The 13,332-nt window shown below is 37.2% G+C and carries 7 protein-coding genes; 5 read left to right on the top strand and 2 right to left on the bottom strand.

Going from position 1 to position 13,332, the window contains the following annotated elements; translation table 11 throughout:
* Nucleotides 1-121 precede the first annotated feature (121 nt).
* On the top strand, nt 122-1,243 hold the full coding sequence (locus tag CG11_RS00640) for an 8-amino-7-oxononanoate synthase (protein ID WP_052592079.1): 1,122 nt from the start codon (nt 122-124) through the stop codon (nt 1,241-1,243).
* 9 nt (nt 1,244-1,252) lie between these two features.
* Here CG11_RS00640 and CG11_RS00635 read toward each other — a convergent pair whose 3' ends face one another.
* Nucleotides 1,253-7,345, bottom strand: a complete 6,093-nt coding sequence (locus CG11_RS00635) for a hypothetical protein (RefSeq protein ID WP_052592077.1) — start codon at nt 7,343-7,345, stop codon at nt 1,253-1,255.
* A 240-nt stretch (nt 7,346-7,585) separates the two neighbouring features.
* Between CG11_RS00635 and CG11_RS30030 the strand changes: the two genes are divergently transcribed.
* The gene (locus CG11_RS30030) at nt 7,586-8,074 is read left to right on the top strand and encodes a hypothetical protein (protein ID WP_156039609.1); all 489 of its coding nucleotides are present in this window, start codon (nt 7,586-7,588) and stop codon (nt 8,072-8,074) included.
* A gap of 97 nt (nt 8,075-8,171) precedes the next feature.
* Here CG11_RS30030 and CG11_RS00625 read toward each other — a convergent pair whose 3' ends face one another.
* Complete coding sequence (locus CG11_RS00625; protein WP_052592073.1) at nt 8,172-8,591, bottom strand: DUF4293 domain-containing protein; 420 nt, start codon at nt 8,589-8,591, stop codon at nt 8,172-8,174.
* A 263-nt stretch (nt 8,592-8,854) separates the two neighbouring features.
* Here CG11_RS00625 and CG11_RS00620 point away from each other — a divergent pair, with 263 nt between their 5' ends.
* The 3 genes from CG11_RS00620 (at nt 8,855) to CG11_RS00610 (ending at nt 12,906) form a co-directional block, all read left to right on the top strand.
* Nucleotides 8,855-10,036 carry a thiolase family protein gene (locus CG11_RS00620; protein ID WP_052592071.1) on the top strand — a complete coding sequence of 394 codons (1,182 nt, stop codon included), beginning with the start codon at nt 8,855-8,857 and terminating at the stop codon, nt 10,034-10,036.
* 70 nt (nt 10,037-10,106) lie between these two features.
* Nucleotides 10,107-11,357 (top strand): YihY/virulence factor BrkB family protein, encoded by a 1,251-nt coding sequence (locus CG11_RS00615; protein ID WP_063832977.1) that lies wholly within the window; start codon nt 10,107-10,109, stop codon nt 11,355-11,357.
* Between the two features lie 352 nt (nt 11,358-11,709).
* The gene (locus CG11_RS00610; RefSeq protein ID WP_081909415.1) at nt 11,710-12,906 is read left to right on the top strand and encodes a caspase family protein; all 1,197 of its coding nucleotides are present in this window, start codon (nt 11,710-11,712) and stop codon (nt 12,904-12,906) included.
* Nucleotides 12,907-13,332: the final 426 nt, after the last annotated feature.

Genomic DNA, 13,332 nt, shown 5'->3' with positions numbered 1-13,332 from the left:
TTGAATGCCTTGTCTAGCAAATATACTATAAATCTTAGTTTCTAACGATTTAGAATAGAGGATATGCAACTATTTTTAAGATTATCAATTGTAAATAATTCGCTTAGAACACATTAGCCAGATGAATAAACTATTAGAGAAAAGAATGTTAGCTTTGCTAAACCGCCGAAAAGCCCAAAATGCTTTTAGAGTGGTTCGCAGTCAATCCCACTTAATTGATTTTTGTTCTAACGATTATTTAAGCCTAGCTCGATCCGAAGAACTACAAATAGAAACCAAAAAACAGTACAAAAACCAATTATCAGGCGCCACAGGATCTAGGCTATTATCCGGGCATTATGATTTGTTAGAAAGATTAGAAAACCAATTGGCAATTTTTCATCGCGCTGAGTCTGCTTTGGTCTTTAATTCAGGGTACAATGCTAACCTAGGACTTATTAGCACCATCCCAAGACGATCGGATGTTATTTTGTACGATGAACTCATCCACGCAAGTATTCACGATGGGATACGATTAAGTCCTGCAACACCCCTAAGTTTTGCACACAACGATTTAAGTGAACTAGAGCATTTGCTTAGCAAACACCTTGGAAAGAATATTTTTGTCCTCGTTGAATCCATCTACTCTATGGATGGAGATGCTGCTCCTCTAGTGCAAATTCAGGAACTTTGCCAGAAATATGATGCCAATTTAATTGTTGATGAAGCACACAGCACAGGAATTTATGGCAGTCATGGAGCTGGGCTTTGTGTCGAATTGGGTATCGAACAATTTGTCTTTGCTAGGGTACATACATTTGGCAAAGCCATTGGTACACATGGCGCTGCTATTGTTGGTTCCCAACTACTTAAAGAGTATTTAATTAATTATGCTCGCCCTTTAATATACACAACCGCCTTGAGTCCTCATACTGTACAAAGTACTTTAGTAGCCTATCAATTCTTGGAACAAGAAGGCAAGCATTCTATTCAGCAATTAAACGAACGTATTGCTTATTTCCGAAAACTCATTCTCAAACAGAACAAATATACTTACATACAAAGTACTAGTCCTATTCAATGCCTTATTGTCCCTGGAAATGAAGCCGTTTCTCGACTTGCATTGTCCCTACAAAATGCGGGGTATGACGTGCGCCCTATTCGCACACCAACCGTTCCTATGGGAAAAGAACGCATTCGAATTTGTCTTCATTGTCATAATTCACTAGAAGAAATTAAGCAGTTGATCGAACTAATCCTTTAGAGTTTTTTTCTAAAGAGGACCTCCTTGCAATTTATATTTTTGAGCGTCCATTTGAGATTTCACCCCTTCGTTTAAATTAACACTAAAATCGTCAAAATTATATTGATATTGCTGCCCCATATGAGCACCTCCTTCAATACTTGGCGTTACCAATGAACCACTCATAAAAGTCAATTCGTTAGCAGATTTCACATAAGACAAACCTCTAGCTTTAATCTCAAAGCCATTTTGTTGCATTAAAATTTCTGCATTTTCGATATGTACATTCTCAGCATAATGATCTAAATAAAAATTCCCCGATCCAAGTACTGAAGCTTCAATAGCATCCGATTCTTTGTAGGTATATAGACCACTCAATACCAAGTCATTAAAGATATCAATATCCTCATAAATATCCTCCCTATTTCCCTCTGAACTTTCCAAATTGATTTTGATGTAGGTCAATATATCTTCGTTAGATTCCAAAGGTGTATCAAAAGCCAAACTATCTTTCATTAACAGACGGATGCTATCTATTTTTTCCTTTGCAGCAGCTTCTGCAGCTTGCCAATCATGGTAGATTTGCTGTTGATTAGCGCGCTTACTTTCTATTTCTGCTTTTAGAATATTAATAGACATTTCTTTAGACAGCGATTCACCAGGGCTAAGGTTTCCTTCTTTTAATTCTTTCTCTAGTCGTTTTAATTTTTTTAAGTCCTCTTTTAGAGATTCATCTTCTCCCATTTCCGCCAACATTTGGTTGACTTCAATTTCTCTCAAATCATCTTCTATATGGTACTGCACCTCTTCCACTTTTGTTTCTAAGGCAAAAAACATATCCAACAATAGTAGATCGTCCAGATAAAAATCTTGAGAATCTCCAAAGAGTAAATCTTTGAGTACATTTAAAATGCTATTTCCTGATTCTCCCAAACCATTATCAATTTCACCCCCCATTCCACCACTACTAACTTCTTTCCGTTTATCCAGAGCGGCCGTCATTGCAACAGCATTTAGCTCTGCCAAACTCTGAGCACGAGCAATTTGATAAGCCTCTTTATAACTTGACTCAAAACTTTGCCAACAAGACACGCGCTCATCTTCAGACAAATCGGCAAAAGAATAATTCAAATATTTATTAAAACCTTCGTCCAAATAATCAGATACAACGGTTAAGTCTTTTACTTCATAATAAACCAGCAACTCCCCCAAAGACCCCATACTTTGTTCTCCAACACCAAGTGCTTTGATGGTATTCAATTTTTTATAACGGCTATAAAATGGATCTTGAGAGTAAACAATTTTTCGAATTATTTTTTCACTTAATTTCAATTCATGAACAGCGTCAATAGCCGCATTTCGTTCAGCATATTTTGCCGTAATTTTTTGAATAACTCCTAGTGGCGATTTAGGAGTCGCTCCAGATTTCCCTTTAGCTCCATACAATGCCTCTTTAGGCAAACCAGCAATAGCGACACTTCTTCCTTCATCTACCCCTTTAAAAAAGGCATCTTTATCATCGATGCGAACCCCATCTTCTGGCTCCACATTAAACATAGCATCCCCTCCTAGAAGTCCACGATCATAACCTAACAACTTGCCATATTCATAATCTCTATTTGTCCAATATGCTTCAAAATACGCTTTCACATAAGCCGATTTATAATCGTAATTCATAGCATCGTGCTTACCTTTATTTTTTCGTCGATAATCATCGTCCAATTGCTGTACTATTTCTCTTCTTGAAGGTGGTTCTTTGTGGGGCTCTTGAGCATCTAATGCCCCCTGTTCCCTTCCTTTAGATTGTCCATCATCAAAACCCTGCTTATATTCATCTCCACTAGCCGTTGCCAAGTCTGCATCCGAAGGCTGTATTACTCCATTTTTGATCAGTACTCCTACTTTAATACCTTCTAAATATCCTGTTTTGTAATAAGAACTTTCATAATCAATTTCATCACCAGACATTTGAGCATACGGAGCACTAGGAACTTCTATTGCTGTCTCTGGAGCCATCTCTGTGATCCCCATATAGTAACCATAATCCTGCAACCAGTCTTGCATGAATTTATCTTTGTAATTACTTTCAATAGATGCAACTTTTGCTTGATAACCTTTGATGTAAGCCTCTTTCGCCTTTTCTTTAGATTTATCGTAGCCTTGCAGAGCATCTCCTAAAGTTGAAAAATCCAGCGAAAAAATACTCAAGAATACATCTTTAGTATAATTTTCTTCTATGTAATAATTGGCAATTTTTTTAATATAATCATCTTTTTTACCATAAAAATCATTAATAACAGCCAAATCAGTTGAGTCAGTTATCGTTACTGTCTCCCCAGCCTCTAAATCAGCCTCGCCTTCAAGATATCTAAACGTTATTTCTTTAGGAATATTAACACCTTCTAACTTCACTCCTTTCCTCATGTAGATAATTTTAGTCCAAAGCGATGTAGCATCATTATTGCCTTGCAAATAAAACCGTTCTTTATCTTCTTTCTCCTTATTTAGATCCACGTTTTCCTTTTCTGCCAATTCAGCCAAACCTCCAGTAAGGCTTGCATCTGTCACACTTTCTTCCAAAGTTGGATCGGTTCCGAGTTTGCTTATGAAGCCACCTAATCTCTCAAGTAGTCCCCCCCCTTTGTCATTTCCTTTTGCTGTTTCCTCTTTGCCTTTTTTATGATTACCCGATGCACCAGTAGCCGTTTTCTCACCAGCAATAGAGCGAATCATTCCTTTTTTGAAAGCATTGTATCTAGCTTGATACTTAGCGGCACGATATCCCTCTTGATAAGCAGCTTTAGACGTTGCCTCACCACTTCTATCAGCAATTTTTCCTCCTTTAGATTCCTCTTCAGCCACACGATAACCCAAGTTAAAACTTTCCGCATCTGCCTTTCCTTTTGGCAAACCATATTTTAGAGTCGATTTATCTTTATTATGATATTGATATCCAATTAAGAAAAAATACAGCATTCCTGCCCCCATATCTCCTGCATATTGAAGCTTACCATCCTCCGTTTTCATCCCCTTATAGGTCTTATACTGATCTCTTATTTGCGCTTCGTCTTCCTTTGTATTATTTTCAGGTTTGCCTGTTTTCGCATCAACCACATATGTACTATACCCAGAGCTATACCCTCTAGCAAGACCATCCTCAAAAGCTTCTTGGGTTTTGCCCTTAAACTTTGAGTGAGCGCTTTCTACCCCCTTCCGCAAAGCAGATTCCGTTAGGTTTCCTCCCAAATTAACTTTCGTAATAACTTTATCGTAAATTTCTTTTACCAAATACGAACCTTTACCACTTGCATTTTCAAATAAATCATCCGTATCCAAATTCCCTTTATCTGATTTCTTCCCCTCTTTGGCTACTCTAAAAGCATGATTATAACCATTTCTATACCCTACAAAATAATCCTCTCCACCTTGATTTTTAGAAGTAACCTTCGCTTCTTTTTCCGAAGCTTTGATAGCAGCATTAAGTTGCGCACTACGAGATTTTATGTCTCGTCCTTTCCGATTAAGTTCTTTTAATTTTTCTTTTCCTTCAATAACTTTAGCCCCCACTTTCAGCCCCCAGTTAAAGCCCTTTCTCTTAGGAGAATTCTCTGCACCAGCATATCCTTCCTCTTGTTTCTTTGTTTGTGCTTTTTTAATCAGTTCTTTTGTCCACCAATTAAAATACTCATCTACTCCCAACTTATAGTAACTACTTTCTGCCCCCACAACTCCATTCAAAGCATCTATTGCTTTGGTTAAATCTGTCAATCGTTTTTCCTCTTCCTTTGAACGACTATTCTTTGTCAGCAGTTCGTTTTTCTCAAACTCAGCATTTGCCAACAACTGCCCCATTGTAAACCCTTTAGCAACATTTCCAGTTTCGGTTGGTCCCGCATAAGTAGATTCATCGCTTGGCATCAAGACCAATATCGATCGTTGATAATCAGGGTGCATTTTATGCTTATCCCGTTTAAAAGCAACTCTAGAATTTTGCCCTTGACGGTACCCTTGATTAAAGCCCATCAACAACCCTTCCTTAAATAAGGGTTTGCCCAATAAAGCCTTGGTTGGGTTCGACTCGTTCTCCTTGTCTGCCACCTCTCCAAATATCAATGTTGCCTTGATACTTTCTCTCAACTCATCGGGGATAGGAAAATATTTAGGCACACCAGCCGCTTCCATTTGATCAGGATCGTTTAAAGCCGTTAACAGATCAATCCCCGAAGATTCTATCATTGCCGATAAAAAGCCCTTTAGATTTCCCGTAGAGTAACCTGCAACAAAGTTCGGTTTCTTGTATTTTGCTTCTCGTTCAGCTTTCGCTTTATTTTTCTTTCCCTCTTGAACCTGTGCATAGCCCTTATTATAACCTGCATAGAACCCACGGTATCGCTGCATATCAGCGCCCTTTAGTTCTCGTTCATCTTTTCCTTCAAACGTTTTTTCTAGTTTCAACAAATCTGGGGCACCACTTTCTCCATTTGCTTGTTGTACCCCTAGTTGGTAGCCTTGCTCATAAGTAGCTTTATAATTTTCATCCATTTTAGGAGCTTGCTTCCGCTGGTTCTGAGCTTGGCGATATCCTTGATTAAAATGCAACAAAAAAGCTTTTTCATAAGCAGGACCAGACAATTCACCACCTGGAGTTTGTTTCTTCTCAGAAGCAGCATTCTCCAATTCAGCAACCGTAGTTTTCACAATTACTTCGTGATATTTGCCATCTTTTGTCATCGAGAACTTTGTATCGACATTTTTTTCACCTTTTGCCAAGAGCACCCCACAAGTCATTCCCAATGAAGCCCCCACTTTATATTCTTCCGAACCTTGTTCTTTCTCCATTTGAGCCGTTCGCTCTGCTGCTGCTGCTTCAGCTTTTAGGGTTTCCCCTTCTCTATAACCTTCATTATAACCTTGTATATAAGCATCATAATACCCTTTCATAGGAGTTCCAACGCCACTTTCTGGTTTTTCCTCTGTACCGTACTCCTCCATATTTTTGGCGATCTCCGTATTAACACGGTCATACTTATTTTTTGCCGTTTCTTCCTCTGCAGGGTCATCACTTTCCGAAAATTTTGTAATGCTAAACTTCCCTCCAGCAGCAGGAGTAAGCTTGGCACCATAGCCTAAGCTTCGTCCAACCATTAATCCTCTATTCTTTCCTTCATTTTTAATGTTTTCCGCTTCAGCATCTTCCTTAATCTCTTCATCTGTTTCTTTTACATCAAAAGCGGCTAAAGCCTTGGCTTTAGGATCTTCTTTTCTTTCTTCCTTTTTCTCCTCCTTTTTAGGCTCTGTCGTTTTAGGTGTAGAAGTTCCCCCTACAGAAGTCGTATTAGTAGTCCCTGAGGATGTTGTCGTTGATTTCTTCTTCTTGGTCAACGCATTTTTTGCTTGTCCGATCTGCTTAGCGCCATCTTTATCTGGTTGTCCTGTAGGTACCGCCCCATTCTCATTTTTGTCTTTTTGAGCCAAAATCCCTAACACACCTTTTAATTTATCAGAAGCAAAAATTCCTTTTGGGGCTTCCTTTTTTTCTTTCGGAGCTTCTTTCTTTTGAGAATCGGGGGTTCCTGTTGTTCCAGAAGGCACTGTGCCAGTTTGTTTAGGAGCAACCTTTTCGGTTGTTTCGGTAGGCGGTGCTACATTTTTAGGTGTTGGAGAAGGTGTTACATTAGGCATAGGACCTTTAGGGGTAGGTGGAACATAAGTACTAGGCGCTACTCCAAGTCCACCCCCTGTATTTTTTTGAGGATTAGTTGTGCCAACGGGTTTGCTCTTCAGTCCTCCGCTAGTATTTGTATTTAATTTATTTTTAACTGTTGGAGGTGTTCCACTCAAGCCACCTGATGTATTAATTTTAGGGTTAGACTCTATTTTTTTTACTGTTTCCCAATCGGTGTATTGGGATTTTTTTTGTAGGCTTCCCTCTCCTATGGCATAAGTTTTACTATTTCCATCAAAATTTATGGCTACAGGTTTTGTGTGTTTAGATTTAAACCCTGCTTCTACATTTATGTTTTTAGGTTTAGAGTGATCGTTCATACGAACAAACTCTTTGCCCTCTTTTTCTTTATTTTTATTTAAATTATTACCGTTGGTAAGGTCATTTGGATTAGCCATGTAGGATATCAATTAGTCTAGAAAAAAGTGTGTTGCATGCTCCCATTTAAACAAAAACAAAATGAGCCAGCTAATACAGCATTAAATTACAAATAAAATGTAACTTTGCCAAACAATATTTTCATAAGTCATCTCTTTTTTAAGTTTTTGATATTTGCTCTAAAAATAGTTTTTTTACAGCCCTATTTATCAGCACTTAACACCTTGTGGCTTTTTAATTCTAATGCATATTTTTTTACTGTGAAAATTACAACATCTAGTTTTTTAATACTATCCATACTACTCACCACTCCTTCCTTCTTATCCGCCCAAACTCCTGTCAATGTACATTACATTGATTTAGATGATTTATTGTTCTATGTATTGCCATTTTATGCCATCACTATTTTAGGCTTGGGTTTATTTATTCATAAATTAATGCGCCCTAACTTCTCGTCTAAATGGCTATATATATGTAGTTTAATTGGCATCTTAGGAGCTGCGGCTATTGCTTATAAGTTTCAAGAAATTCGTACAACTCAGTTGCCAAGTGCGCAACCTTCTAAGATTGACATGCGTAATATTCCCAAGGATATTCAAGAACAAATAAGAGCAAGAGAAAATGATGAGTTGAAAGAAACAATTGCCAATTATTGGGTAGTCGCTATTCCAAACTTTATTCTATTAGGACTTGGTTTGGCAATTGATTGGAGAAATAAGAAAGATTATGAATTAAAAGACAACTCATAAATCCCTCTTATCACAAAGCCTGCTTTGCATTTCAGATCAAGAGATCGTATTAAAAATACAAAGCAGGCTTATTGAATTATTGAGCAGATAAGTTTGGTTAACGCAAACGGTTAGAATCACGAACCAATTTGTCATCTTTTTGAATTCCTTTATTGGCTAAGATAATTAAAATCATTACCAATACGGGCATAAACAAACCTCCTCCAACAGTTGCAATTGATTGAATGGTGTAAAACAAGTAAGCAGCAAAAGCAAACAACCCTGCTGTAATCAAAATATTAAGCTTGCCTAAATTCATTTGCAATTTTCGATTGTTGTACAAGAAAATCGTGACAAATGATAGCAAAACCACTAAAACGGTCAAAATAATTAAAGCGATATTATCATTAATATTTAGATAACCATCAGCCAAGACTCCTTCTGATTTAACAGGACCACTAGCAAATGGAAGTGCAAACAAGGAACTTCCTACCAAAGATGCTAATAATAAGTAAACAGATTGAATGCGTTGTATCATGTTTTCTTTTAATTTTTTATGATAAGTAGTCGGACACAAAACAAACATATGACGTAATTTCTTCTGTGTTCATTTACTTATATTGTAGATTATAATAAAAATCAAATACTGAACAAGCTTGCCTATTAGTTGTTATAAGATTCAAAACAATTCTCGCTAGACATTTCCTTTGCTCTACTATTTTAATACCTTTGAACTCCTTTTTGCGAAAAGGTCACTTCAATATTAAAATAAACTCTCGCAAAATTAATATTTTGCTTCAAATGAACAATAAAAATCAAACAATATACATCATAGATGCTCTAAGGACACCAATAGGAAAACTACATGGAGCACTATCACATATCCGCCCCGATGACTTAACAAGCCTACTTATCAAGGGGTTAGTTAATAAAAACGCTATTAATAAAGAAGAAATAGATGGCATTATCCTAGGTTGTGCGAATCAGGCTGGCGAAGATAATAGGAATATAGCCAGAATGGCTAGTCTATTAGCAGGACTCCCTTACGGCTCTACAGCCACTACCATTAATAGTCTTTGTTCTTCGGGAATGGAAGCCATGCTAAATGCAATAAAAAATATTGCCCTTGGGGATGGTGATTTGTATTTAGCTGGAGGCGTAGAAAGCATGAGTAGAAGCCCAATGGTTACAAGCAAAGTAGATCAAACGACAGTAGATAGCCTTATTGGCTGGCGATTCGTTAACCCCAATATACAGCAAGCTTGTCCTCCTTTGTCGATGGCTGAAACAGCGGAGTTATTGGCTCAAAAATATGCTATTTCTAGAGACCAACAAGACTTATACGCTTATCACAGCAGACAAAAATACCAAGCTGCTCTCGAAAAAAACATCTGGCGATCAGAGATACTAGCTTTGGCAGATCAAAAAAAGAAGCTTTGGCGATTAGACGAACAACACCGCCTTTTATCTTTGGACTTGTTAACTAAATTACCTACATTAGTTTCTAATGGATCTCATATTAGTTCAGGAAATGCGGCTAGAATCGGCGATGGAGCAGCTTTGGTTGCTTTTGCTTCGAGAAAATACATTCGCAAACATAATATTCAACCTATTGCAAAAGTAAAAGCATGGGCAAGTGCCTCGTGTCATCCTAGCGAAATGAGTCTTTCGGCTGTAGTAGCAGCACAAAAAGCTTTGAATAAAATTGATTTAAAAACCAATGATCTCGACTGGATTGAAATGAGTGAATCTTTTGCTGTTCAGACTTTGGTTTGCATCCAAGAACTGGGACTAGATCCTCAAAAAGTAAATCCAAACGGAGGGGCATTGACCATTGGCAATCCTATTTCTGTGAGCTCTGCTCGATTGGTTGTTTCTCTGGCAAAAGAGATGCAACGGAATAAAAAAATCAAGTATGGATTGGCGACAACTTGCGCTGGTTTGGGTACAGGAACCGCTTTGATTTTAGAAGCTCATAATTAGAGTAGTCATTCACAGGTTATCGCTCCAAATCCGCACAAAGCACCTTGTGTGTATATTTGATTAAAGAACAATGATTAAGAAGCTATTTAATAATATAAAGGCAAAAGTTCTTCCAGTTGTACATTATATTTACAACCACCCCTTAGTACATCCTATTATACATCCAATATATACTATTCTCAGCAATACCATACAAAGTTACAACGATCACAAGGTATTTCGCCTAGGAGCAGCACTAGCCTATTACACTATTTTTTCCTTGCCAGCACTTATTATTGTAATTGTTGGTTTGGTTGGCTTTTTCTTAGGAGAAGCAGCTGTTCATGGAGAAGTCTATCTTTTTTTGGTCGAATTTGTTGGACCAGAGGCTGCCAAACAAGTAGAAAATGCCGTGATCAACATCGGTACTCCAGATACCAATTGGTGGGCAACTGTTATTGGTATAGGGGTTCTTATTTTTGTTGCTACAGGTGTTTTTTATGCCCTCCAAGATACTTTAAATCATATTTTTGAAGTCAAACCAGTTCCTACAAGAGTTCGAGTATTGGAAGTGCTTATCAATCGGGTACTTTCTTTGGGAGTTGTACTAAGTATTGGTGGTTTGCTTCTTTTATCCATTGTTCTCAATGCATTACTCTTAGAAATGAGTAATTTCATTAGTGGCAACAAAGCCTTTTTGCACGACACACTTCCTGATTTCTTCATTCCCTATATGGAATATTTGACCGATTATTTTTTAGTATTCTTAAATCTTGGCATTTCTGTTTTTTTGGTCACCTTATTTTTTGCTATGCTATATAAAATTCTTCCCGCAGTCAAATTGCAGTGGAAATATATCTGGTTAGGTGCCTTTTTTGCTGCCATACTATTTTGGATTGGGCAATTGGTCATGGGAATCTATTTGAGCAAGACTAGTGTCATTTCAGCCTACGGTGCTGCGGGGTCTATTATTGTCATCTTAATTTGGGTTTCCTATTCTTCTCAATTAGTCTTTTTGGGGGCAGAATTTATTATTGCTGCTTGTAATTACAACGACGTTGAAATCAAACCCAAACGATTTGCTAGAGCACTACAAAAGACTCGCCGCAAAAAGATAATCAAACAAATTGCTCGCAAACAGCTAGAAGATCTTTCTAATGATTTCTTGATAGCAGCTCCACCTTCATATACCAAACTCCGAGAAGCTAATGAGATGGCAAGTGTAGAAAACCTTCCCAACCCTCCTGTTCCCGATCCTCAACAAGAGGACATAAGTAAAAACATCAAATCCAATGAAGAACTTGGATTCAATTCGGATAAAAACATTGATTTAACCAAATAAGATTGATATGATCTTAAAGTTTCAATTGGAATGATAATTGATTTTTAGGTTAAAATCGTATTTTTACTACTGTCATAACATCAACTTTATTTTCCATATACTTTATTGAATACTTCGTGGATTTTTTCGTTTTTTACAAAGAACAAAAAAGCAATTTTTCATCAATCTGATTATCAATATTTTAACCATTTAAACCCTAAGAAACACATCTTATTGATAATCAACTGCGCAGTACTCACAAAGTAGCACGTAGTAGCAATATAACTAAAAGCGCAGTGCTCACGAAGTGAACTGATGCGCTTTTTACCCGAAGTAATGTTATTAAAAAACACACGCAAACGATTTCATCATTATGTTATCCAAACAATACCTATCTTCTTTTATTTCTATTTTCATCTTAACAATACTTAGTACCCTTGGATTTGGGCAAACAGGTTGCACCATTGGCGATTGCCAAAATGGAAAAGGTCGATTTATTTATGAAAATGGAGACAAATACATTGGGGAATTTAAAAACTCAGTGCCTCATGGTCGTGGCGTTTATTATAACAAAGATGGAAGCATGTATAAAGGTCCCTTTGTAAATGGGAAACGCCAAGGTTATGGTACGTTTATTTGGACTAATGGCGAAAAATACATTGGAGAGTACCACAATAATATGCGTCATGGAGAAGGCATCTATACATTTTCGGATGGCACGCAACAAAAAGGTATTTGGCGAGATGGAACATTTGTAGAAACTATTGTAGAACAAAAAACAGAAGTTGTTGTTGCTAGCAACGATCCTTTTGGTTCCAACAAAGAAGAAAAATATGTTGGCAAATTTTTCAAAGCATTGAGCAATGTTGACACTAGTCAAGCAAGAACTGCGTTGATTATTGGTAATAGTTACTATCAAAAAGCCCCTCTAAAAAATCCAGTCAATGATGCCATTGCCATTGCAGAAGAACTCCAACGTTCTGGTTTTGATGCCTATGTTTATACGGACTTGAACCAAATTACTATGAAAAAAGCCATTCGAGAGTTTGGAGAAACTCTAAAAGAACGAGGCGGTGTAGGTCTATTTTTTTATGCAGGGCATGGTCTACAAGCTGATGGACGAAACTTTTTAGTTCCTGTTGATGCGGTTATTGCCAAAGTCCAAGATATTGAATTTGAATCGGTCGATTTAGGGCGTGTTTTGTCAGAGTTCGAATACGCAGAAAATGATATGAATATTATTATTCTGGATGCTTGTAGAGATAATCCATACAAAGAGGAGTTTGAAAAATCTAAGCATGCCAGTTATAATGGTTTGGCATCTATTGGTTCTGCGCCTTACAACTCGTTTATAGCTTTTTCAACCGCTCCTGGATCGGTTGCTTTGGATGGTAAAGGAGTCAATGGGTTGTATACGCAAGAACTGCTAAAAGCCATGAGCAAAAAAGGACCTGGATTGGAGGAAGTATTCAAGCAAGTCCGCAGAAATGTTCGTAAATCATCGGAAGGCAAGCAAATTCCTTGGGAAAGTTCGTCTGTAGAAGACGATTTTTATTTCAAAATTCCATAGGTATTATTTTTTTTTTCATTCTGTATCCTCGCTCAGTTCTGATTCTTTTATGCTAAGAAAGTAGGCATAAAAGAGCCCTCATACTGAGATAAACACCTAAGTAACGATAAAAAATAATCTTCCGATTTGCCTAATCTTGCTGCCAATTTTTGAAAACTTATATTTTTGAACGTTACTAAGCAATTTTATTTTTTTGCAATAAAATCACAAGTTTTTGTATTTCTTATTATTGAATGTTGATCTATCTTTGGTTTACTAAAAATGGGTATGTTGGTTTCATATTTTGGGGTTCGTCCATACATTACAAATTTTTCAACAGAGTAATAAACGAAGAACCTGTATGATACCAATTCCCAACTAGTACTTAATACCACACCCCAAGCTACGTGAGCTATTAGCTATAAGATGAATGAGGCATTAGAAAGA

This window comes from Aureispira sp. CCB-QB1 (assembly GCF_000724545.1).
Lineage (GTDB): Bacteria > Bacteroidota > Bacteroidia > Chitinophagales > Saprospiraceae > Aureispira.
Note: the sequence above shows the minus strand (reverse complement) of the source record. Positions and strands in the feature narration are given on the sequence as shown.